Origin of the sequence: Olivibacter sp. 47, from assembly GCF_030372825.1 — a bacterium.
In the GTDB taxonomy this organism is placed as follows: domain Bacteria; phylum Bacteroidota; class Bacteroidia; order Sphingobacteriales; family Sphingobacteriaceae; genus Olivibacter; species Olivibacter oleidegradans.
In genome coordinates, this window is record NZ_JAUCNR010000001.1 from 1,668,420 (window position 1) to 1,693,622 (window position 25,203).

19 protein-coding genes and 1 tRNA gene are annotated in these 25,203 nt (G+C 41.4%); 10 read left to right on the top strand and 10 right to left on the bottom strand.

Annotation, left to right across the window (positions count from 1 at the left end; all coding sequences use genetic code 11):
- Nucleotides 1-1,366: mechanosensitive ion channel family protein (locus QT327_RS07445; protein ID WP_289552501.1), on the top strand; the 1,366-nt coding region annotated here is incomplete at its 5' end.
- 20 nt (nt 1,367-1,386) lie between these two features.
- Here the strand turns inward: QT327_RS07445 and QT327_RS07450 are convergent.
- Nucleotides 1,387-1,947, bottom strand: a complete 561-nt coding sequence (locus QT327_RS07450) for a type 1 glutamine amidotransferase domain-containing protein (protein ID WP_013663670.1) — start codon at nt 1,945-1,947, stop codon at nt 1,387-1,389.
- Between the two features lie 169 nt (nt 1,948-2,116).
- Nucleotides 2,117-2,605, bottom strand: coding sequence for an SRPBCC family protein (locus QT327_RS07455; protein ID WP_013663671.1), 489 nt, complete (start codon nt 2,603-2,605; stop codon nt 2,117-2,119).
- Nucleotides 2,606-2,767: 162 nt separating this feature from the next.
- Here QT327_RS07455 and QT327_RS07460 point away from each other — a divergent pair, with 162 nt between their 5' ends.
- From QT327_RS07460 to QT327_RS07470, 3 genes are all read left to right on the top strand, one after another.
- Nucleotides 2,768-4,414: a L,D-transpeptidase family protein gene (locus QT327_RS07460; protein WP_289552502.1), complete on the top strand. Its 1,647-nt coding sequence runs from the start codon at nt 2,768-2,770 to the stop codon at nt 4,412-4,414.
- Between the two features lie 71 nt (nt 4,415-4,485).
- Nucleotides 4,486-4,983, top strand: coding sequence for a DinB family protein (locus QT327_RS07465; protein ID WP_289552503.1), 498 nt, complete (start codon nt 4,486-4,488; stop codon nt 4,981-4,983).
- 300 nt (nt 4,984-5,283) lie between these two features.
- Nucleotides 5,284-6,492 (top strand): TCR/Tet family MFS transporter, encoded by a 1,209-nt coding sequence (locus QT327_RS07470; RefSeq protein ID WP_289552505.1) that lies wholly within the window; start codon nt 5,284-5,286, stop codon nt 6,490-6,492.
- 67 nt (nt 6,493-6,559) lie between these two features.
- Here QT327_RS07470 and era read toward each other — a convergent pair whose 3' ends face one another.
- Nucleotides 6,560-7,438: a GTPase Era gene (gene era / locus QT327_RS07475; protein ID WP_130858517.1), complete on the bottom strand. Its 879-nt coding sequence runs from the start codon at nt 7,436-7,438 to the stop codon at nt 6,560-6,562.
- 115 nt (nt 7,439-7,553) lie between these two features.
- On the opposite strand from era, the gene QT327_RS07480 reads away from it, so the two are divergent.
- From QT327_RS07480 to QT327_RS07505, 6 genes are all read left to right on the top strand, one after another.
- A tRNA-Met gene (locus QT327_RS07480) sits at nt 7,554-7,626 on the top strand.
- Between the two features lie 188 nt (nt 7,627-7,814).
- Nucleotides 7,815-10,049, top strand: a complete 2,235-nt coding sequence (locus tag QT327_RS07485) for an NADP-dependent isocitrate dehydrogenase (RefSeq protein ID WP_289552506.1) — start codon at nt 7,815-7,817, stop codon at nt 10,047-10,049.
- Nucleotides 10,050-10,188: 139 nt separating this feature from the next.
- Nucleotides 10,189-11,031 carry a universal stress protein gene (locus QT327_RS07490; RefSeq protein WP_289552507.1) on the top strand — a complete coding sequence of 281 codons (843 nt, stop codon included), beginning with the start codon at nt 10,189-10,191 and terminating at the stop codon, nt 11,029-11,031.
- Nucleotides 11,032-11,163: 132 nt separating this feature from the next.
- The gene (locus QT327_RS07495) at nt 11,164-11,424 is read left to right on the top strand and encodes a hypothetical protein (RefSeq protein ID WP_013663679.1); all 261 of its coding nucleotides are present in this window, start codon (nt 11,164-11,166) and stop codon (nt 11,422-11,424) included.
- Nucleotides 11,425-11,696: 272 nt separating this feature from the next.
- Nucleotides 11,697-12,998: a ribosome biogenesis GTPase Der gene (gene der / locus QT327_RS07500; protein WP_130858520.1), complete on the top strand. Its 1,302-nt coding sequence runs from the start codon at nt 11,697-11,699 to the stop codon at nt 12,996-12,998.
- A gap of 138 nt (nt 12,999-13,136) precedes the next feature.
- On the top strand, nt 13,137-14,150 hold the full coding sequence (locus QT327_RS07505) for a LacI family DNA-binding transcriptional regulator (protein WP_013663681.1): 1,014 nt from the start codon (nt 13,137-13,139) through the stop codon (nt 14,148-14,150).
- A 14-nt stretch (nt 14,151-14,164) separates the two neighbouring features.
- Here QT327_RS07505 and QT327_RS07510 read toward each other — a convergent pair whose 3' ends face one another.
- The 7 genes from QT327_RS07510 to QT327_RS07540 form a co-directional block, all read right to left on the bottom strand.
- Complete coding sequence (locus tag QT327_RS07510; RefSeq protein WP_289552509.1) at nt 14,165-14,896, bottom strand: glucosamine-6-phosphate deaminase; 732 nt, start codon at nt 14,894-14,896, stop codon at nt 14,165-14,167.
- 45 nt (nt 14,897-14,941) lie between these two features.
- Nucleotides 14,942-16,390: a Gfo/Idh/MocA family protein gene (locus QT327_RS07515; RefSeq protein ID WP_289552510.1), complete on the bottom strand. Its 1,449-nt coding sequence runs from the start codon at nt 16,388-16,390 to the stop codon at nt 14,942-14,944.
- Nucleotides 16,391-16,409: 19 nt separating this feature from the next.
- Nucleotides 16,410-18,398: an alpha/beta hydrolase family protein gene (locus tag QT327_RS07520; RefSeq protein WP_289552511.1), complete on the bottom strand. Its 1,989-nt coding sequence runs from the start codon at nt 18,396-18,398 to the stop codon at nt 16,410-16,412.
- Between the two features lie 30 nt (nt 18,399-18,428).
- On the bottom strand, nt 18,429-19,724 hold the full coding sequence (locus QT327_RS07525) for a SusD/RagB family nutrient-binding outer membrane lipoprotein (RefSeq protein WP_289552512.1): 1,296 nt from the start codon (nt 19,722-19,724) through the stop codon (nt 18,429-18,431).
- Nucleotides 19,721-19,987, bottom strand: coding sequence for a hypothetical protein (locus QT327_RS07530; protein ID WP_289552513.1), 267 nt, complete (start codon nt 19,985-19,987; stop codon nt 19,721-19,723). Before QT327_RS07530 ends, QT327_RS07525 begins: the two co-directional genes overlap by 4 nt.
- Before the next feature lie 103 nt (nt 19,988-20,090).
- Nucleotides 20,091-23,204, bottom strand: coding sequence for a SusC/RagA family TonB-linked outer membrane protein (locus tag QT327_RS07535; protein WP_289552514.1), 3,114 nt, complete (start codon nt 23,202-23,204; stop codon nt 20,091-20,093).
- 124 nt (nt 23,205-23,328) lie between these two features.
- On the bottom strand, nt 23,329-24,948 hold the full coding sequence (locus QT327_RS07540) for a S41 family peptidase (RefSeq protein ID WP_289552515.1): 1,620 nt from the start codon (nt 24,946-24,948) through the stop codon (nt 23,329-23,331).
- Nucleotides 24,949-25,203: the final 255 nt, after the last annotated feature.

Genomic DNA, 25,203 nt, shown 5'->3' on the forward strand with positions numbered 1-25,203 from the left:
CAGCTTTTTTTACAACAAACTGGAAATCAAACCGTTTTTTTTACCTTTCTTCTACTTAAAGCCAACAGCAGAACACCCAAAAGATTTTTTGCTCTTCAGCTACGCGCAGCGATCAGTCATTACATCCATTTTGGCTGTTCGAAAAACAGAAACTAATCACCGGTTCAGTCAGCTTAATCAGTCAAAGTCGAGTTGTTTAATACCGGCCTTTCCCTCTTCAGCAGAAGAAACGAAGAAATTTAAAACTCCAACCCACACCTATTGTTCTATCATTGTCTGTTATTATACAATTGAATATACAATGCTTGATTATTTGCAACACCTTTCACAAGAAATGCCAGATTGGATTTGGAATTTAACCGTAATTCTGTTCTCGATATCCATTGGCATCATTTTGAAGTCTATACTTCTTCCCTTAGCTAAACAACAGTCAAAAAAAGAACTATCGTATTCAATTTTCAGATCCATTATTCGTCATTTCAATAAAATTTTCACCATTTTCATTCCTCTTTTGACCTTTAGTTCCCTACTTCCATTAACTAAATTCAATGCTTCTAGCTACGTAGTTATTTCTAAAACAACAGAGATTCTAATAACGCTATGTTTTGCGATCATTATTATCCGAATGTTACGCGTGTTCGAAGATTATCTTTACCACCGTTTTGATATAAGTAAAGAAAACAATCTTCGGGAGCGGAAAATTCGTACGCAAATTGTCTTTATTCGAAAATTGTTGATAACGCTCATAGTTGTCATTACGATATCCATTATCTTACTAAGCTTTGAGAGCATGCGTAAAATAGGCGCAGGGCTACTAACCGGTGTAGGAATAGGAGGAATTATCGTCGGTTTTGCAGCTCAGAAGTCCCTCGGAAATCTGCTAGCCGGTTTCCAGATTGCTTTTACCCAACCTATACGCATGGACGACGTACTCATCGTTGAAGGTGAGTGGGGGAAGGTCGAGGAAATCAATTTAACTTACGTAGTTTTGAACATCTGGGACAAGCGTCGTCTCGTGTTGCCAATCAATTACTTTATCGAGAAACCCTTTCAAAATTGGACTCGAACAACTGCCGAAATTTTAGGTACTGTATTTATCTATACTGATTTTCTGGTTCCAGTTGAAAATTTACGCCAGAAATTTGCCGAACTGCTGAAGGGTAACCGCCTGTGGGATGGCAAAGTGAATGTGTTACAAGTAACCGATCTAAGAGAGCAAACAATGGAGATTCGATGTTTAATGAGCTGTAGAAACTCAGGGGATGCATTCGATCTAAGATGTTATGTACGAGAAGAAATGGTAAAATATATCCGTACAAACTTCCCCGAAGCCTTCGCCAGAACAAGAATTACAATGATTGAATAATGGGGGATACTCCCCCAAAACTATGCGTGCTGCCCTTCATGTTTGCCTTCTGCAAATTCTTCCACGATTTTACCATTAAAAGCCGGTAAATCTTTCGGGGTTCTGCTAGTGACCAAGCCCTGATCGGTAACCACTTCGCTATCTTCCCACTGAGCGCCTGCATTGATTAAATCTTTTTTAATAGCAGCTACTGAAGTCATTCTCCTACCCTCTACCACTTCGGCATCGATTAATGTCTGCGGGCCATGGCAAATGGCAGCAACTGGTTTTCCCGCTACAAAAAAATCTTTAACGAACTGAACCGCGTCCGGATTAGTGCGTAACTTATCGGGATTGATAACGCCGCCCGGCAAAAGCAGTCCGTCATAATCCGAAGCGGATACTTCTTTTAGATTTTTATCAACCGGATATGTTCCCGTCCATTCATCGCCTTCTTTTGCTCGCACCGTTCCTGCTTTTGGAGAGACAATGTGAACAGTTGCTCCCGCCTTTACCAACGCTTCCTTCGGACTGGTCAATTCAACCTCCTCAAACCCATCTTCCGTTAAAATCGCAATTTTTCTTTCATTAAGTGTTCCCATAATACATGTTTTTAATATAATAAATGTATATTAGGTTACGCTTATCCAAACTATTTTGTTTAAAAAACTTTAATTTTTAATCGTTTTTCAGCAAATGCAATACTTAAAGTCGATTGGAAAGTAGCAGCCAAACCATCACCATGTGACCGTGTAAACCATTTAATACTTATCAAGCATTAAGCTGCACAAAATTGCGATGCAAAAAAGCTTCGCGATAGCCAAAGATCGTGCGCAATTTACTTTCTATAAACCTTCCTGCTACAAACCGGCCCACTGTCCCTAACGGAAGCTTATACACTACTTTATCATGAATCAGGGTACCTTTGTCCGTCTCTTTAAAGTGGTGTTCATGATGCCATAACGCATAAGGTCCGAATCGTTGTTCGTCTACAAAGTAAGTTTTTGCTAAAACATGCGTGATTTCAGTCACCCATTTCGTTCTCATTCCGGGCAGAACCGAAACCATATATGTGATGATCTGTCCTGCATAAATCTCGTCGTACTCTCCATTGGTGATTTCAAAATTCATCGTTGTAGGGGTAAGCTTAGTTAAATTTTTCGGCGCAGAAAAAAAAGACCAAGCTTCGTCGATCGATAGAGGAAGAATCTGCTTATTTAGCAACGTGTATATACCTGATGTTTGCTTTATTTCGATCATGGTAATCAGAACCTCTCCTCCAACAATTTGGCCCCCTATTATGTTTGAAATATTTCTTTACTTTATAAGAAATATTTTTTTAGATATCTTCGATGAGATTTATGACTTTACAGGAGAAAACCGCATGATAGAAATCAGTTTTTAATCCTAAATAAGCAATATATGAACCTTCAAAAAACGCTACTCTACTTATTCATGTTATCCGCTTTGTGGTCTGGATGTAATCAAGGCACCGAGCAAAAGAAAAAAAATCCCATTGATTCATTGCATAAAAAAGCTTTAAAAGAGTGGAATAAAACCATACCGGGAAATTTCAGCGAGCAAACTGAACTAAGTTTTGATAGCGCACGATTAGATACATTCTTTAATGCGTATAAAAATCTAGGTCCCTACCAAGAAAAGGTAAGGAAGTTTTACCGGAACAGGAACTATCATTTCGCTTGGTTCGATGATAAAGGGCTCATTGAACAAGCAGGAAATTTAACTGACAGGATGCTTAATCTAAAAGACGAAGGGATTGATGGGGAACTTCCATATAGTAAACATTTGGATTCGTTGATAGACGCATACAGTCAGCATAAAGGAACTAAAATAACCAATGAGGAACTGGAATTCATGCTCACATCGCAGTACTTCCTCTTTGCCGATGTCGCTTGGCAGGGCATGGATGACGCCAATGTGAAAGCGAACGATTGGTTTGTTCCTAAGAAAAGAGTATCTTATTCCGACTATTTGGATAGTCTCCTAAAACATCCTGTTAATGAAACAGGCGCCTCTATCGAGCCTGTATACCGGCAGTACGAACAACTACGAGGATACCTGAAGAAATATAGGGAATTAGCGGCCAAACACAAATGGAATCCTGTTATCGCAGACAAGAAAAGTTACAAAATCGGAGATTCATCCACCGTCCTTAGACAGATAAAGACACGATTATTTCTTTTAGGCGATTATCAAGGAGATACGCTCACCAATTTATACGATAGTACACTATTTTCCGGTGTGAGATCTTTTCAATCCCGACATGGATTACGTCCTGATGGTGCAATTGGAAGCGGTACCATTAATGAGCTTAATGTACTTCCGGCAGCGCGCTTAAAGCAGATAGCCGTGAATATGGAGCGCAGTCGATGGCTACCGGTAAGTCTAAAAACCGATTATTTGGCCGTCAATATTCCCGAATTCAAATTGCACGTCTATCATGCAGATAGTTTGCTCTGGAGCTGTAACGTAGTGGTGGGCAAAGCCATGCATAAAACCGTTATCTTTCACGGTGACGTAAAATATGTTGTTTTCAGCCCCTACTGGAATGTGCCACCCAGTATCGTAAAGAACGAAATACTCCCCGGCATGCGGAGAGATCGTAACTATATTGCTAAACATAATATGGAAATCACAGGAAAAAGCGGTGGATTACCTAATATCAGGCAAAAGCCCGGCCCCAAAAACTCGCTAGGTTTGGTAAAATTTCTATTCCCGAATAGTTATAATATTTATCTGCACGACAGTCCTGCAAAATCTTTGTACAACGAGTCCAGCAGAGCCTTTAGCCATGGTTGCATCCGAGTAAGCGAGCCGGAGAAATTAGCCAATTTCCTTCTAAGAATTGATTCAACCTGGAATAAGGAATCCATCTATAAAGCCATGCATGCAGGAAAAGAAAAATACGTAACCTTAAAGAAAACGGTTCCGGTCTTTATTGCTTACTTTACTGCGTTCATTGATCGAGAGGGAAAGATTAACTTTAGAAAAGACATTTACGACCGGGACGACCGTTTAGCTAAAATGCTGCTTACTGAAAATAAATAACAAATGATTTAAGTATACTGACATAGGGTTGTCAATATACATTCTTTCTTTGTTTCAAAAAACAGAATATTATGGACTTGATAAAAGCATTAAAACAAGAATTGATAGGTGAAGCGGAAACCACTAGGAAGTTTCTGAAACTTATCCCCGAAGACAAATACGACTGGGCCCCGCACGAAAAAAGTATGAAAATGCAACATCTTGCGGTTCACATTGCTGAATTACCTTCTTGGATTGCTTTGGCTGTCGACACCGACGAATTGGATTTCGCTGTCAGCGGATATAGTCCTAAATCCTGCGCTAACAATGAAGAATTACTATCCATGTTTGAAGCATCCCTTCAACAAGGCAACGAGGCACTTAATAAGGTTCGTTTGGAGGATCTTGAAAAAAGATGGGTTTTACGTCAGGCAGAGAATATATTATGGGATGGTACTAAATATGGCATGATACGGCTTGCATTCAGTCAAACTTCCCATCATCGTGCACAGCTTGGAGTTTACTTAAGGCTACTGAATATTCCCATTCCGGGCAGCTACGGCCCTAGCGCAGACGAAGCAAAATTTTAATTTTAAGTATACTACCTCCCCGGCGGCACCTCGGAGGTAGTATTTGCGCTCAAAGCACGATTCTCGTGTTATACAACCTTTATATAAAGTATTGTAGTGGAAGAAATTTGTCAATTATTTTTGCCACTACAAATCTTTAGCTATTTTTGCATCATTATGATAGCAACTCCCCTTCGATAAACAAACTTTGGTATGAGTTTGTACGGATAGGAACAAATGTTTTACCCTATCTATTCACTTATTACGTTTAGCGTTTACTAGAAAAGAGAAACGCATATCTGCTATAACTTACTATATTAAATGAAATCTACTTCTCGCGCAGCTTTTGCGTTTATTTTTATTACGGTGCTTATTGACATCACCGGAATTGGCCTAATTTACCCTGTTTTACCGAAACTGATCTCCAACCTGATTCACGCCGACATAAGCATAGCAGCTGAATACGGCGGTTGGCTCACCTTTGCCTATGCGATGATGCAATTTATATGTGCTCCTATCATGGGCAACTTAAGTGATCGGTATGGCAGACGTCCTATCCTTCTTTTATCGCTCTTTGGATTCGGGATGGATTGTCTTTTGATGGCCTTCGCTCCTACTATCTGGTGGTTATTTTTAGGCCGCATTATAGCTGGCGCTATGGGCGCCAGCTATACCGTCGCTTCTGCCTATATTGCCGATATCAGCAGTCCTGAAAAACGCGCACAAAACTTTGGTTTAATCAGTGCAGCTTTTGGTGTTGGCTTTATTATCGGACCCGTTATAGGAGGACTACTAGGAAAATATGGTACACATGCCCCCTTTCTTGTAGCAGGGCTGCTTAGTTTTCTAAATTTATTGTACGGCTTCTTTGTTTTGCCTGAGTCTTTAAAAAAAGAAAATCAACGTCCATTCGATTGGTCTCGTGCTAACCCAATCGGTTCCTTCAAACATCTAAGTAAATTTCCCGCAGTTGCCGGACTCATACTTAGTTTGCTGCTAATCAACATTGCAGGCCACTCCATGGAAAGTATATGGTCGTTTTTTACGATCGAAAAATTCAAATGGAACGAACAGGAAATTGGTTATTCTCTTGGTTTTATGGGGGTGGCTTTTGCCGTTGTTCAAGCAGGTTTAACTCGTATTTTGTTACCTAAACTGGGAGAAAAACGTGCCATCGTTATTGGCATAATGCTCTATACGATTAGCTTAACGTTATTTGCTTTTGCTAGCCAAAGTTGGATGATGTACGCCTTCCTTATCCCTTATGCCTTAGGCGCGATTGCCAATCCTGCGCTTCAAGGTTTCTTATCCAACCAGATACCGGATAATGAGCAAGGTGAATTACAAGGCGGCTTAACGAGTTTAATGAGTATGGGCGCTATTATCGGACCACCGATTATGACCTTTTTATTCGCCAGATTTGCAGGCGCTAATGCACCGATATATTTTCCGGGAGCACCTTTTTCTTTCGCGGCCTTATTAATGTTCGCTAGCCTGCTACTCGTTTTCAAGAGTTTGAGGAAAGTGTAGCTTAACCCATCGATTCCCTAATTGTAATAATGGAATCGATGGTCTATTCAACGCAACTTGTCACCCTCTATTGCTCATAGCCAAAGCGCTTAAGGTAATTCTTCTTGCTTCGCCAGTCTGAAATTACCTTTACAAAAAGCTCTAAAAAAACCTTTTTCTGCAAGAACTCTTCAATGTCTTGTCGTGCATAGGTGCCCACTTTCTTGATCATACTCCCCCCCGTACCGATAATGATATTTTTTTGTGAATCACGCTCAACAATGATTTCTGCACTAATTCTGACCAATTGTTCCTCCTCCTTAAATGATGTGACAATTACCTCTGTACTATAAGGAATCTCCTTTTCATACAATTTAAAAATTTTTTCCCGAACCATTTCAGACACAAAAAAACGCTCCGATTTATCAGTGAGTTCGTCTTTTTCATAAAAAGGGGGGTGAACCGGTAAATGCTCCAGCACAAACTGGAAAACAGCCTGAATATTATGTCCTAAAAGAGCAGAAATGGCAAATATGGCGGTCGGATTTAGTGTCTCTTGCCAGTAGTTTATCTTCGCCTTTACATCGTCTTCGTTTGATTTATCGATCTTATTTACTAAGACAACCACCGGCGAATCTGTTTTTTGTAGTTTTTCTATCACATCTGTTTCGTCATACTTTTCGTTAATATCAGTAACAAAAAGAATAATATCAGCATCCACTAACGATCCGTGAACAAAATTCATCATGGATTCTTGTAAACTGTAGGCAGGCTTGATAACACCGGGTGTATCTGAAAACACAATTTGGTAATCTTCCTCATTTACAATACCCAAAATACGATGCCTCGTTGTTTGTGCTTTAGGTGTAACAATGGACATCTTCTCGCCTACTAATGAGTTCATTAAGGTTGACTTACCAGCGTTTGGCTTCCCTACTATACTTACAAATCCAGCTTTGTGTGACATTTTTTTTTAATTTTATTTGCACAGCAAAGAAACAAAATATATCTTTGCACTCCAATCAAACGAAAACAAATATTGTTTTTCAGCAGTAGGAAAGCAATTTTAAAATAAAATATACTGCGGGGTGGAGCAGTTGGTAGCTCGTCGGGCTCATAACCCGAAGGTCGCACGTTCGAGTCGTGTCCCCGCTACTACAGCCGATCAAAATTTTGGTCGGCTTTTTTATTTTGGCTTCCCTTATTCTCCCTTATTAAATCCCTACCTACATTCATCTTTTAAATTGCATAATAAAAGCAATTTACATAAGTTTGTGCTCCGCATACGTGTAAGTGTAACACGAGCAAGCTTTAGTTTCAAAAAGTAAAAATTTAAGTATATTATGTCAAATACATCCAAGATTATCTACACCAAAACCGATGAAGCTCCTGCTTTAGCAACTTACTCTCTACTTCCAATTGTTAAAGCTTTTACAGCATCATCCGGCATTGATGTAGAAACCAGAGATATTTCTTTGGCCGGCAGAATCCTCGCCGTCCTTCCGGAATTTCTTACTGAAGAGCAGAAAGTCTCTGACGCATTAACCGAATTAGGCGAATTAGCAACTCAACCGGAAGCCAATATCATTAAGCTTCCTAATATTAGCGCCTCTGTTCCTCAATTAAAAGCAGCTATCAAAGAGTTGCAAGCAAAAGGCTATAAATTACCTGATTATCCCGAAGAACCCAAAAACGACCAAGAAAAGGATATTAAAGCGAAATACGACAAAGTAAAAGGAAGTGCGGTGAATCCGGTATTAAGGGAAGGAAATTCAGACCGCCGTGCACCAAAGGCAGTAAAAAACTACGCAAAAAAGCATCCTCATAGCATGGGAGCCTGGAGTGCCGCTTCAAAGTCGCACGTCGCAACCATGAGTAGCGGTGATTTCCGTCATAATGAGAAATCGTTAACAATTAACGAAGAAACGGACGTGAAAATAATTTTCACGGACAAACAAGGGAATCAAACCGTACTGAAAGAGAAAACGCATTTATTGGCAGGCGAGATTATCGACGCTACCGTTATGAGCAAGAAAGCACTCTTGTCTTTTTTGGATGCCCAAATCGCTGACGCTAAAGCAACGGGAGTTTTATTCTCGCTACACATGAAGGCAACGATGATGAAAGTTTCCGATCCGATTATTTTCGGACATGCGGTAAAAAGTTTTTTTAAGGATGTTTTCGCGCAATACGGTGAAGATCTTAAAGCTGTTGGAGCCAATCCAAACAGTGGTTTAGGGGATGTATTAAGCGCTATAGATAAACTTCCCGGCGACAAAAAAGAAGCAATAAACAACGCGATACAGAACATATTGTCTAATGGTCCTGCCCTTGCTATGGTCAATTCAGACAAGGGAATAACCAATCTTCATGTTCCGAGCGATGTAATTGTTGATGCATCCATGCCTGCCATGATCAGAAGTTCAGGGCAAATGTGGAATGCTGACGGTAAGCTTCAAGACACCAAAGCGGTTATTCCTGACAGTAGCTATGCAGGAGTTTATGATGCAACCATCGAGTTCTGTAAGAAAAATGGTGCTTTCGATCCGGCGACTATGGGTACGGTTCCCAATGTTGGTTTAATGGCACAAAAAGCGGAAGAATATGGATCGCATGATAAGACCTTCGAAATTACCGGGGATGGTAAAGTTGAAGTCATTGACACCAAAGGAAACGTCTTATTAAGCCATGAGGTAGAAACGGGTGACATTTGGAGAATGTGCCAAGTAAAGGATGCCCCTGTTCTCGATTGGGTAAAGCTTGCTGTAACACGTGCACGCGCCTCTGAAACACCTGCTGTATTTTGGCTAGACGCGGAGCGCCCACACGATGCCGAGCTTATCAAAAAAGTAAATGCTTATTTACCTGAATACGATACTACAGGCTTAGACATTCGCATATTATCACCTGTTAAAGCAACTGAGTTCACATTAGAACGAGTTAAAGCAGGACAAGATACAATTTCTGTAACGGGCAATGTGCTTCGCGATTATTTGACGGATTTATTTCCAATCCTTGAGCTTGGAACGAGTGCAAAAATGTTATCCATTGTCCCCTTAATGAATGGTGGCGGGCTCTTTGAAACCGGGGCCGGTGGATCTGCTCCAAAACATGTTGAGCAATTCCTGGACGAAGGCCATTTACGATGGGATTCATTAGGTGAATTCCTTGCACTCGCTGTTTCACTAGAACATCTAGGAACAAATTATAACAACCCTAAAGCCCTTGTGCTTGCAGATACCTTAGACCAAGCAACCGGCAAACTTTTAGATAACCAAAAGTCACCATCTAGAAAGGCCGGCGAACTTGATAACCGGGGGAGCCACTTCTATTTAGCTTTATACTGGGCCGAAGCATTAGCTGCACAGGATCAGGACACTGAGCTGAAAGCACAGTTTGCTGATTTGGCAGAAAAGCTAATTAGTAATGAAGGCAAAATTAATGAAGAGCTAAACGCTTCTCAAGGCAAAAAGGTAGATATAGGAGGATATTATGCGCCTGACGATACGCTGGCCTCAAGAGCTATGCGTCCGAGTGCAACACTTAACGAAATAATTGATAGCGTAGTATCGCATTAAGCTTTGCGATCAAATAAAAAAGGAGGTGTAAAACATCTCCTTTTTTATTTAGGGTTCTTTTCGTTTCTGCTATTTTTCAAAAATACTGTTGATTCCCGCGATTTTTCCGTAACTTTATAGTATACCAATGCTATGTATTATGAAGTCGATCATTATAGCAACGGATTTTTCAAAAGCAGCATATGCTGCAGCATGTTACGCTGCTCATCTAAGCGCAAGTCTCCTTGTTGACACCCTCATTATTTATCATTCATACGATAATGAATTGTATGTAACAACAGACATTCCAATTCCTAACCGACAGCAACTTCAAACACAGCGTGAGAAATCATTAATTGCACTGGAGGAACTACGGGTAGCGCTCAAAAAAATTACCCCAAAATCAATCAGTATAAAATCGGAAGCAAATGACCAGACATTGGTTTCAGGCATTGAAACAATGATTGCGGAAAATCAAACAGAATTAATTGTGATTGGCACAACAGGCAAAAGTAATCTTGAACAAGTATTAATGGGGAGTAATGCCCTAACTGTAGCTAAAGAAATCAGCACGCCCGTACTACTCGTACCTGCCACACACACGTTCAGTCCGCCGAAACAGGCCGTTCTTGCTTGCGATTTGAAACACACGGAAGACACACTTCCCCTGGAACATATCCGTCATTTTGTTAGTACCCTCAGCTTAAAGCTTCATATCCTTAACATACAACCCACCGCATCTGAACCAATTGCCGACACTATACCTGAGCAATACAAGCTTCACGAGTTACTGGATGATTTGAATCCGACATATAACTATATTGATCACGAAGATACGGCCTCAGCGATTATTCACTTTGCAAATGAACATGATATAGATCTGATTATTTCTGTAAGAAAAAGCTACGGGTTCTTCAGGGATTTATTCCACAAAAGTATTACGAAAAAACTGGCTTTTAAAACTACCATACCACTCCTCTTGCTCGGCAAAAAAATAAGGTAAGTTCAAAAAAGTCAAAGGCTAAATAAATGAGCTTCAAGCGAGAAAAAACGTTCCAAAACCGTGCGAAAAAAACTGCAAAAACTTGTGCTCTTTTATTCGCCAATATTCGTATTTTAGCCACACGGATAGATTATGGAAAGCAATCACACAGAAGACATATTAAATAATAAGGGTCAACTATTTAGAATTACCTACCAACACCTCGATTATTATTTTAGGGTAATTAAACCAACGAAAATCACCGCCTCAACTAATGAGATTGAAATTTTGCTGGATGAAAACACCTATGTTATCGAGCGGGAGGGCCGCACATGGGTATTCAAAGGAGCTGGCTTAGATAGTGACTTTGCGAATGCAATCGGCAGACTAATCTGTCTACGATACCGCCTTTAAGTTTATTAAGAGCTTATACTACCTTGACACAATTAAAGGACATAAGTAGCAAGACATAAGACTACAAGATATGTGATAGAGCAATATAGTCGTCTTGCTACCCGACACCTATGTCCTGTTGCCTTGTACTTATGTCTTGCTACTTGATCATACAATATATCCATCATAGCCTAACAATGTCAATCCTTATCCTTAACTTTGCGGCTTTATGAGACGTCTCTCGTCAAAATCGGAGAGATGGGAAACAACACTTAAGGGATAAAGGGAACAAAATGTCTAATATCATTGCCATAGTCGGCCGACCAAACGTTGGCAAGTCAACATTATATAATCGTTTAACAGAAAGTAGAAAAGCAATCGTGGATGACATGAGCGGGGTAACTCGCGATCGGCATTATGGTCAAGCTGAATGGGTGGGAAAAACTTTTACGGTCATTGATACAGGCGGATATGTGCATGGGTCCGAGGACATTTTCGAAGCTGCTATCCGAGAACAAGTGTTAATAGCCATTGAAGAAGCATCGGTCATTTTATTCATGGTTGATGTAACTGTCGGAATCACCGATTTGGATGACGATATAGCGCATCTATTACGTCGCTCAAATAAACCCGTTTTTGTCGTTGTCAATAAAGTTGACCACCATCAACTACATACGGATGCGTCCACTTTCTATGCTTTAGGACTAGGCGAAATCTACAATATTTCTTCCATGACCGGTTCAGGCACCGGCGAACTATTGGATGAAGTCGTAAAACACTTTGACGAAGTGCAGGAAGAGGAAGGCAGCCTACCCAAATATGCAATTGTTGGTCGGCCTAATGTCGGCAAATCATCCTTCATTAATGCCTTAATAGGCAAAGAACGCAATATCGTAACGCCTATTGCCGGGACAACACGAGATTCAATACAAATTCACTACAATCAATTTGGGCACGAATTCATGTTAATAGACACCGCCGGACTGCGTCGAAAAACAAAAGTGAAGGAGAATATTGAGTTTTATTCGGTCATGCGTACCATTAAAGCATTAGAAGAAGCGGACGTTGTTATTCTTATGATCGATGCGACTGAAGGACTAGAATCACAAGATGTAAATATTTTCCATTTAGCAGAAAAAAACAAAAAAGGTGTTGTGTTGCTCGTAAACAAATGGGATTTAGTAGACAAGGATCATAAAACCCTTAAAAGATTTGAAGAGGAGATCAGAAATAAAACGGCTCCATTCACGGATTATCCCATTGTCTTTACGTCTGTTATCGAAAAACAACGGATCTTTAAAGCAATAGAAGTAGCAACAAAGGTTTACGAGAATAAGTATAAAAAAATCCCGACTTCGAAGCTGAACGATGTTATGCTTCCCATTATCGAGAATTATCCACCCCCAGCAACTAAAGGAAAGTACATCAAAATCAAATATGTTACGCAAATTACAGGACGATCACCTATGTTTGCTTTTTTCTGTAATCTCCCGCAATATATTAAAGATCCATATAAACGCTTTATCGAAAATAAATTACGTGAGCATTTCGATTTCACCGGCGTACCGATTCAGATATTTTTCCGACAAAAATAAGGCTATTCTATCGTTTTATTGGTATGTAAGCAGATTATCATTATCTTTATCGGGCAGACCAATTGAGATTAAAACTGAGGCTATTTATCGGTAGCGTTGGTATTTTCCTCGAAAACCGAAAGCTTATTTTTTATCAACATGTCTAATCTCGTAACAATAAAGGATATAGCTCGGGCACTGAATATATCTGTTTCAACCGTTTCGAGGGCACTACGAGATGCCCATGACGTAAGTTTGGAAACCAAAAGTAAGGTCGAAGCAATGGCAACCGCCCTACACTACAAACCGAACTTTAATGCCATGGGCTTAGCTAACGGAAAATCCCACAATATCGGCATTGTGTTGCCATTTATAACTAATTACTATTTTTCTACAGTTATTACAGGCATACAAGAAGCCGCCTATAATAATGGGTATAATATCGTACTTTATGTAACAAACGATTCGCCGGAGCGAGAACTGGCAATTATCAACAATCTTTCTATTGCGAATTTAGACGGCCTTTTAATTTCTACCTGTTGTAAAACCGGCGATCACTTACAGCACCTTCTTCGTAATAAAATACCTATTGTATTCTTTGATAGAGTAATTGAAAAGGTAGAAACTTCCAAGGTGGTACAAGATGACTACAATGGAGCTTTTCTTGCCACCAGTCATTTGGTTGAGCAAGGCTACACCAAAATAGCACATATCGCCGGCCCCAGAAATCTTCCATTAACGGAAAAGCGGCTAACAGGCTACCTTGACGCCTTAAAAAAACATTGTCTACCCATTAGAGAAGAGTGGATTATCGCTTCCGGTTTTTCACAAGAATGTGGTGAGTCAGACGCGATGGAATTGCTACAGTTGGCAAAAAACATGAAACCGAATGCTATTTTCGCCGTAAACGACAGAAAGGCTGTCGGAGCAAGTATAACCCTGAAGAAGCAGGGTATAACAATTGGAAAAGAAATAGGGATCATCGGTTTCACCAATGATCCTATTTCCTGTTTAGTAAGTCCAAGTATCAGTACGGTCGCTGAACCCGCTTTTGATATCGGCTTCATAAGTTGTGAATTGCTTTTAAAACATATAACTAAAAAGCAAACTCCTTGTCAGGAGATTATACTACCTGCAGAATTAATCGTCAGAGAGTCGACACAAAGAGCTTAAAGCGAAAATCCTACTTATTTTAATAAACTTGCAGCTGCTTCGTCTAGATATAACGAACAGCTAGCATGTTTCTGTAGAATACTGGCAGGATAAGCATTGCTAACATTTTGTTCAACGCTATCTTTAACGGCTTGCGCTTTTCTGGCGTCCGGTACTGAGCAAATGATATGCTTTGACTTACAGATTTGCCGCACCGACATGCTGATAGCCTTTGAGGGCACCTCATCAAGCGAGTTAAACCAGCCCTCTCCTAATTGCTGCATCCGACATTGCTTGTCCAAGATAACTTCCAAATAAGGCTCTTCCGTATCAAAATCAGCTGGTGGGTCATTAAATGCCAAATGCCCGTTTTCCCCAATCCCTACCAAGGCCACGTCAATCGGATGTTGACGAATCAAGTCGTTCAGTTCTTTTCGTACCTCGCCCGAATCCGACTCTCCGTCAATTAAATAAGCCGCTTTCAGCGACGGAACATGAGCAAGAAAGCGCTCCTTCAAGTACTTCCGAAAACTGGCAGGGTGACTGATCGGTAGATTAATGTATTCATCTAAATGAAACATTGTAACCTTTGACCAGTCCACCTGCTCTTTTATCAACTGATTAATCGTTTCAAATTGACTGGTACCTGTTGCTAAAATTATATTAGCAAATCCCTTCTCATTAATCGCTTCATTAATTAATTTGGCAGCTTCTTTCCCGGCAGCCTGCCCCAGTTCCCTTGGGTCTTTTAATATACGAATATCCATAGTTTTTATTTTCTACATATGTTATGATTGTATCCATTACCAATACTAAACCCTTGCGCCCGTTGTTGCTCCTTCCGCTAACGACATATCTAAGGGTTGATTTTCCTTCCACTTGCCGGAAGTAAAATCCGGTATACGGATGGGTTTGCTTCCGTTTGCTACTGACCATTCGCTCAAAGGACCGATAACACTCCAGCTCGCTGCATCGTAAACATCCATATCTAGCGGTAAACCATTTCGGAGGCAGTCGATCAAACGCCAATCCATCATAAAATCCATTCCTCCATGTCCACCGATTTTTTTCGCCAATTCGCCTATCTTTTTCACGATGGGAGGCGTGTACTTTTCTTCCAGCAACTTCATTTCCTTGTCTTCTAACCACCCTTCATGGCTTGTAGCAATCTTGCCGGGTAGTGGATATTTTTGTGCCGTCGCCTTTGTTCCACTCAATAGATGGATACGGGAGTACGGTCTTGGTGATGACACATCGTGTTGCAGCATAATGGTCCGTCCCTTCCCTGTCCGTATAGTACTCGTATTGATATTTCCCCTAAAAGGACTGTTGATGAATTCTTTAAAACTTGAATCCTCCTTAGCCTTCTCTTCGGCTAAAGGCTTCAAGAGAAAATCATGGGACGACATAGACACCATATAGTCCAAATAATCTCCGCGATTTATATCCATTGCCTGACAAACAGGACCTATACCATGTGTCGGATATAGATCACCGTTCCGTTTTGCATTCTCCCGTAAACGCCAGAGATTCCATCTAGCGTCTTTATCAAAAAAACTATCTAAAATATCGTGTATATACGCCCCTTCACCATGAATGAGTTCCCCGAAGAAACCTTGCCGAACCATATTGAGCGTTAACAATTCAAAGAAATCGTAACAACAGTTTTCAAGCATCATACAATGCTTCTTCGTTTTCTCCGATGTTTCTACCAGTCTCCAACAATCTTCAACAGTAGTTGCTGCAGGAATCTCGACCGCTACATGTTTTCCATGTTCCATTGCGTAAACTGCAACCGGTGTATGAAGAGCCCAGTGCGTACAAACATAAATCAGATCTATATCATCCCGATCGCACACATGCTTCCAAGCTTCGGCACCATCATGATACAAAGTGGCTTCATGCCCGGGAAATTGAATACGATCCTTCGCTTTTTTTGCTTGCTCGGGACGTATGTCACATATCGCTTTAATCTCTACACCATCCAACCTACTAATACGTTCAACTGCCGCACCTCCTCGATTTCCCACACCTATGAATCCAATTCGTACAACATTCATCTTAGGCGCTGCATAGCCACACATATTGAATGTTTGGTGATGATCTTTTTGACTCGCTTTTAGAATGTGCATCAATGCCCCATCTTCCTCCTTTGCTTTCGAACCATCTTTATCATTACATGCACTTAAACCTGTTCCACCCACTACACCAAGGCCCGTTATCCCTGCATATTTTAAAAAATCTCTACGGTTACTTTTCATATTATTTTAGTATTTAACATTAGTTAATGATAAAATTGATATTATGTTCCTGATCCCATCTTGCCTTCAAAACAGCTATTTCTTTCTCCAACTGCTGTTTTGTTTCAAGGTCAATCAACCTACCCGACATACTTCGAGCACGAACAAATTCTATGGCCTCCGCCTTACTTAAACCGGCCATCGTCATGATATCTCCCCAGTAAAGGACACCCGGAAGATGAATAGACATATTATAATAATCTACGCCCTCTCTACTATCAAAAATATAGCTATAAGGCGAGTCATAAAGCACTAAAGATTTCAAATTGTGCATCGTGGAGAAAAGTAGCGCCGCTACACTTGGTTCTTTAAAACAGACAAAGGTCAATGATCCAAATTGCTGATCGATTAGCCATCTATATACGACTTGTATATCCGAGAACCACTCGCCAAGCACGGTTCGTCCCAACCATAAAGCCGAGCGTGCCAATGTATGGAAAGGAGGCAGATGTTCGTCTAATTTTAACGCTGCAGGCGACCCTTGTTCACCTAAACCCCAAAGATCTACTAATAGTAACGTGCTCCCTTCCTCGAAGGCCTGCTCTAGTAGTTGAAGAGGAATTGCTTCTTTTCCCTCCCCATGAAAGAATACTTTACAAGATGTGGTACGGCCCTTGGCCGGCTCATATAAAAGCAAAGGTATTTTCTGGTTATTGGTGCATTCCAAAACGACTTTTTGCCACAGCCCTTCTTTTCCTTTTTTTATAATCTGTCTAAGCTTTTTGTCCTCAATGTGTCCAAGTACATCCTCTAGTTCTTTAAGCTTATCCGGAATCGATGCCTCATCCAATAAACTTTTGCTGTGTAAGATCGATCCTCGTTCACGACAAAAATGTTCAGTAGTTTCCACAAATACCGGCCTCGCATGATGGTAGGTTATCAATACTTCCTGATCGATTTCTTTGCTAATCGCATCTTCCATTCTATGCACCTGTTTTCTACTATTTGTTAAATGAAGATCAAACCAATCGACAGCGGCTCGAAGCATTTCTACTGAATAGGTATGTTCTTGATCAAATAATTCATATGCCAACTTCTCTTTTGCTCCCAATTTAGCATATATCGCTTCTGCATCTTTATAACAATGTAGCATCTGACTATGATAAAAGGAGGGATTATCTTCTCTTAATGCGCTCAATACCTTAAGTGCCCTGGGTGCTATCAATCCTAACGCATGTGATTCTTCCAAAAAAGTCAAGCCATTTGGCAATAGCTCACAAACACAATTACTATTCATCACATAAGATTCAAAGGTCCCCACACTTACTACGGGAACAACTGCTTTAATGCGCTCATCTAAAGCCGCTAACCACATGGCCTGGTTTCCTCCCCCACTTGCGCCGGTAACACCTATTCGCTGTGTATCTACCATGGGGAGCGAGCACAAAAAATCCAACGCTCTCACATTGTCGGTCAGTTGCATGCCCATTAAGGTTTCTCCTATATTAAATAGGGATGCACCTAAGTTGCCACCATGATATTCCTCTTGATGCGCCACGCTGCCCCGTTCGCCGGCCCCCCAAGCATCCATGGTCAATACAATATAACCGGCGTTTACTAAACCAAGTGCCACTTGACGAAATAGGCCAGCATTTCTTGCTCCGGCCCAATGTCCGTGGGCAACTAAAATTGCCGGTAACCGCCCTTCTATTTTTGGCAGATATAGATTCGCAGTAGCATAAACAGACGGTCTGGTCTGAAAGGCAATATTTTTGATATGAAAAGTTGACCGCTCAATTTTGGCCGTTTCTTTCACATCAAAGTCTAAGGTTTTGAAAAAACTTAGGTTAGCTTCTTTAATGACCTTTTGCCTTAGAGCCGGCGCAATGTCCTTCCATTCTTTTCTTTTATTTGCAGACAAGCAATGGTTAGACGCGCGCGATGCCAAGTCCCGATAATGTTCCAGGATATAATCATTCGCTGCTTCCTTTTCTTCAAATACCGCGGGAACTTGCACTTGCTGACGCATTGATATTATCACCTTTCGTTAATTTGATCATTAATCCACATCCCACCATACACGGGTAGCGGCGTTATCAGGGCCTCCTAATAACTTCTTCCCTTCTGCTAAGGCTGCACCATTTGTGGAAGCCTCCACTGACGAGTATGGCAGTCTTTTAATAAATGTCCCCACCGGCAAATCGGCGTTATCCGATTGTAAAAGCGGATACATCGTAGGGTAGCCCGTGCGCCTGAACTCTGCCCAAGCTTCTATCCCATCCGGAAACACGGCCAGCCATTTTTGTGTAGCAATCTGTGCTCGCTGCATAGCTTCGTTGTTGGCCCAGCGAACCGGTATTTCACTCACTGCTTGCGAATTTGCCTCATCACCCGGTGCCATAGGTCGAGCATCACTTTGTATGTAAGCATTGATTGTGGATGCATCATTAATACCCCATTGTTGCAGGCTTAATTCGATTCCTTTTTCATAATAACTTTGCGCCGTACCACCTCCCATATTCCATCCATTCAATACCCCCTCGGCTAATAAAAAATATGCTTCCGCGGCTGCCATTACCTCTTGCCTTGCACCTAATTGCGCAACCCATGCCGTATTATCCGTATTCCGTTGAACCCATTTCAGGCCTAAGTTTGAAGTCTGATTAGGCCTGTTTCCCGGCAGATTGATTGCCGTCGGTGAGGACCCATTACGAAGTCCTTTAAATTCTCCGGTGGCCACCGCTGCTTGAAAAAAAACAGGAAGCCGAGGATCCTGATAGCCCTTTAAGTATGACGCCATGGTAGAACTCATGCTAAATTCATTGTTTGCTGCATTAAAGGCCAAGCCATTGGCATCGTCTCCATTTAATGAGCGTTCGATGCTGGCGGTTTCACTATTAGCTACCATGACACCGCCGGCAACCGCAGCTTCCGCTTCTTGTTTTGCCCGGTCGGGAGCCACTTTGGATATACGCATAGCCATTCGCAATCGTAATGTATTCGCAAATCGAATCCATTTGGCAACATCGCCACCATAGATCAAGTCCTGACTACCAAAGATATTCGTTGCTGTACCGTTCTTTAAATTGGTGACGGCAGAATCAAGTCGCTTAAATAGGTCATCATAGATTGCTTCTTGCGAATCATAGGGAATGCTACTATCCGTACTACCGGCTTTAAAATAAGGAACAGGTCCATATTGATCGGTGTATCTATGAAAAACATAGGCTTTCATGATATTGGCCAAAGCATATTCCCCCGAACTCGGTTCTGTATTATCAAAGATTGCCTGAAGTTGAGGCATCGTAAGAACGTAGGTAATAATAGCAGGTCGGGAAAGCCAGCCATCATTCATGGCATATCGATCGGTAGTGAAACTGGCGTTGTGAGCGCATAGTACTGCGCGTACAAGTCCGGCATTAGGATCGATATCGTCTGATAGTAAGGGCGATGTATGGTTGCTGCCGATTGTGCTCTCGAAAACATAAAAGGAAGCTCACGTGCACCGGCTTCGGTCAGTTTGGAAGGATTGGTATTAATTTCGTCGAAGTCGCCGGTACACCCTGCTATTGCCAGTAACCAAATGGATGCGACTATATAGATAGCTCTTATTTTCATCGTATTATTTCTTTTAATTGCTGATGAGAACTCGAGTAAATAATAATTGTACTGTATGTCAATATTATTTACTTCTCGGTTTCATAATTGCAGATTTTGATGATTAGAAAGATAGATTTACATTAAACCCGAAGCTGCGTGTGGACGGTAATATCCCACTTTCAATACCCTGAAAGTTGCTAGTTCCTATGGCTACCTCGGGGTCAACCGGCAAGGTTCTTTTTCCAATACCCGGAATATCGAGCTTTGATTTCCCGCGATAAAAAAAGAACAAATTCCGAGCCGTCAATGAAAAACGAGCCGTTTTAATAGGAGATCGTTTCATGTTCAACGTATAACCTACAGAGAGTTCTCGAAGTCGGAAATTGGTAGCATCATAGGTGAAAAATTCACCGTAGGCATTTGTACCTCCCTGCGAAACCTGAGTCCAAAGTTGTTCAGCGGATATAGCGGTCGTATTCCGGCTTCCATCTGCATGAACACCTGCTAAAACTAGCCCGCCATCCCGGTAAGCGGTCGTATAATCACCTAAACCAAAATAGGCTAACATAGCATCTGTTCCCGAAACAACGGTACCACCAACACGACCGTCAACCATAAAGGAGAAATTAAATTGTTTGTAATCGAACTGGTTCAACCAGCTTAACGTGTAGTCGGGATTAAAATTTCCGATCTTCTGCAATTGCTCTACGACAGGAAGACCATTCGCATTGATTTGATACTGTCCATCCTCATTTCTTGCCCACTTATAGCCATAAATATCCCCATAGGCTCCCCCGGGCTTGATTAATAAGCTCCCAAAATTGGTTGAAGGGGAAATGCTCGCTTGCTCAATTCCTGGAAGTAAAGATAACACCTTATTTCGATTCAGCGCAAAATTCACGGTCGTATTCCAATTAAATCCTTCCTTTTTAACTGGATTACCCGTTAACATCAATTCCATACCTTTATTCTGAATATCACCTACATTAACATACTGATTATTGTAGCCAGATGGTTGAGGAAGTCCGATAAAGATTAATTGGTTTACGGTATTCGTTTTATAGACGGAAGCGTCCAAACCTAATCGCCCATCAAAAAATCGCCACTCAGTACCGATTTCCCATGCCTTTGTTTTTTCGGGTTTCAAGTTATCAATATATTTAATCTGATCACGTGCTACGAAACCACTACCGGCGCCCGGACTATAAGAATAGGTCTGTTGAAGCAAGTAAGGATCCGCATCATTTCCCACTTGTGTATAAGCTCCTCTCACCTTAGCATAACTCACCCATGATGGGAGCTGAATCATCTCAGAAAGCAGACCCGACAACCCAAAAGATGGATAAAAATAACTATGAGGCGCGGGCAGTGTGGACGACCAGTCGTTTCTTGCAGTGACATCCAGGTATAGTTGTTCCTTATAATTCAATTGCGCACTTCCGTAAACCGACTGGATTTCCTTCTTTGCCACTATGTTACTGAAAGCAGGTGTGCTCGCAAAATTTAAATCAAACATGTTCGGTATACGCAATCCATTCGCCAGAGCCTGCGTATTATAGCCGCTATTGTTCAAGACTGCTGCACCAATGTTATAGTTCACTCCAAAATCAGCTCCAATTTTATTCGTTCCCGATAAGAGGAAGTCTATATTGCGTTCCCACCTATTCACATTGTTCTCCTGATACCTGCCGCCGGTAAGCGTTGGAATAGGAAGCGTTCCGGCATAAAAAGAACCTGTTATTTTATCATCGTACCGATCTAAACTAAAGCGCCCCTGGGCAAACAACCAATCGGTCAATTGATATTTAACGGATCCAACCAACATGATACGATTGCGTTCTTCGTTTAAAGACATGCGATAGATGTCCCAATAAGGATTTTGAAAAAAGGAACTGTTTGTCCAATATTTTGGTTGTGGTTGTAGTGTTTCCTCATTGATGGTTTCAAAATCCCTTAACTCTTCCGGAGATAGGTCCCGAGGCATAATGAGCGCCTCATTCGTTACACCGTTGTCCCCTAATCGGGGTTTATTCTTTATTTTTTGATTGACATAGGTAAGTTTGATATCTGTCGTCAGCCCGGGAAGTATTTCATTGTTTAAGCGTAAATTCAGCGTATTTCTATCCAATCGATTTTTTGGAATAATACCGGTGATAATGTTATTGGTATAAGAAGCATAACCTTGCATCTTTCCGGTACCACCTGAAACGCTTATCGAATTATTCAGTGTCGTTCCGGTATCATAGAAATCACGAACATTATTTGGATATGTTTGCGTAGGTGCACCCCAACTTCCGGCCGCATCCGCTCCGAACACACCACCGTTACCCCTACCGAAACTGTTCTGTAGATCCATTAACAGCATAGGCTTATCTATTGCCACGCCTCCACTGTAATTAAGGCGTACAGCTCCCTCTTTACCTTTCTTAGTCGTGATCATGAGGGCGCCATTTGCAGCGCGGCTTCCGTAAAGTGCCGCCGCAGCCGGTCCTTTCAGCACAGTTACCGATTCTACATCTTCCGGATTGATACTTGCACCGCCATCACTTCCTGAATATCCGCTGCTTAAGCTCTTTTGCTGTGTAGCCACCGTGTTTGCCGATCCACCGCCCCCTTGTTCGGTGGTCATCGTATTATCGATGGGTACCCCATCTACCACAATCAATGCGTTATTGTTCCCACTTATTGAACGGTTACCTCGTAAAACTACACGCACAGCACCACCCGGTCCTGTGGCCGCGGGCGTAACAACCGCACCGGCTACCTTACCGTTTAGGGCATTCATTACATTGCCGCCAGGATCTTTAACGTTTGTCAGATCATTGTTTTTCAATTCTTGGGTGGCATAGGTTAGTGATCGTGTTTGTCGTTCTATACCCAATGCGGTAACAACAACTTCGCTTAATTGAGCAGCATCTTCTACCAAGGTGATATTTAGCATTTGATCGGAACTAATAGGCACTTCCTTAGACTGGTAACCAACGGAAGAAAAAACCAGTACATCACCCTCTTTTGCCGCTAAACTAAAATTTCCCTTGGTATCAGTAGAGGTACCGGTTTTCGCTCCTTTTACTTTTACACTTACACCGGGGATTGGTTGTCCGTCGCTTTGACTCTTAACGACGCCCCCTATGTTGCCGCGTTGCTGTGAACATACCACAATAGGCATTAAAAACACCATCCATATTTGCAAAAATGTTCGCAGAAAGGCTTTAAAAGGCAAGATTCTTTTCATAATTTCTCACTTAGGGTTGGTAATACGAAGGGATTTATCCCTTTGCATTATTCAAAAAATGAGAAACCGCTCTGAATGGCAAAAATTTAGTAGGAAATCACCGAGAACGTTATCGAAAAACAAATCAGCGTTTCAACGCTTCTATGGTTCGTGCGAGCATATGGTCTGACCCGTTTTTTATCTTAAAATAGGCTTCACTCCCGAAGAAAAACCTCGCTATCAGCGCTTTCATATCGAGTTCTATGAGTTTACGAGCGACCTCAACTTCCCTTTTATTAAACTCGATTTCATTACGTCTTGCCAACTCCACGAAATTACTATATGTGTCCTTTGGTAAACTATAGTGAGTTAAAAAATGATCAATCGAAAAGTCCGCGGGAGTTGAAACCAGCCGGCTATAAACGTAATCATTTATCAGGTTAGTCTTCAGCACTTTTTTATAGAAGCTATTGGCACCCAGCGTATCGATCGGCACGTAAATATCCGGCATAATGCCCCCACCACCATAAATAGGGCGACCCGAACTTGTATGATAAAGCATTCCTTTTAATAAGGACGTATCAAGTGGACTAGTGTTTTCATTCTGGGTCAGTTCTCCGGAAATGTACCTCCGATTGATTTCGTTAAAATACTTTTCCAACCCGTCTTTATAGGATTTTTGGATACTCCTACCAGATGGGGTATAATATCTCGCAATCGTTAAATTAATGGCTGAACCATCGTCAAAATCAAATTGATCTTGAACAAGTCCTTTTCCGAAAGAACGTCTACCAACAACGATACCTCGATCTAAGTCTTGTACAGCTCCTGCCACAATTTCACTGGCCGATGCGGAACGTTCATCGATTAAAATGGCAAGCTCACCTTCTTCAAAAACACCATCCCCTTTTGAATAATATTCAGTTCGGGGTTCGTGAGCTCCTTGCGTATAAACCAACAACTTCTTTTCTTTAAAAAATTCGCTTGACAAAGCCGTTGCGGCACGCAAATAGCCCCCACCATTTTCCCTTAAATCGATAATGAGCTTATCCACACCGTATTGCTTCATTCGATTTATATGTTTTCTAAAGTCACTGGCCGTTTGCGCACCAAAACGCTTAATTTTGATATAAGCAATAGCCGTGTCAATGATATAAGCTGCATCAATGCTACTTACGATGATCTTGTCGCGGATTACTTTAATCGGTTCCGTTAAATCGACCCCCTTTCGATTGATCCAGAGATTAACCGTACTGCCTCTTTTTCCCCGAACTCTTGCCGCAACCTCCTGTTCTTTCATATTTACACCGGAAATAGGTTTATCATCCACACCTATTAGCTTGTCGCCTATTTCCACACCAGCCTTCTCTGCAGGACCATTAGGCGTCAATGCCGTAATCATAAGTGTATCGCGAAGGCGATAGTATTCTAAGCCTATACCATCAAAACTGCCATTCAGTTCTTCTCCCATCGCCTTTGCAAGGCTAGGCGGCATATAGGTTGAATGTGGGTCCAGATGAGATAAAACTTGCTTAATCGCAAAATCCTGAAGAGTATCGATGCCCACTACGTCTACATACCGGTCATTTACAACTTGGATCAATCGTTGTAGCTTGCCACTTTTATCAACCAAAACGGAGGGTAGAATTCCGGAAGAATTTTTTGACTCCTCATCCACAAAACTTTGCCCCAACAATAAACCTACGAAAAGCACCCCGGCATAAGTGGCAGCGGTTAGTAAGTTTTTTCTAGTTTCGGGACTCATAGTGTTTTAGTGCTGCTAAGTTAACTATAATAAAGAAAATTCTAACAGAAAGGGAGGATTTTACAGGGATTTCGCTTTAGCATTTTAGTTGTTTTAATAGCATAAATATGTGAGTTTATAGCACAAGTGAATATAGGTATCAGGTATCAAGACTTAAGTATCAAGACTATATTATTCTATCACCTATATCTATTGTCCTATGTCCTGCTACTTACCTGCCTGCCGGCAGGCAGGCGTCTTAGGTCCTTATCAAGA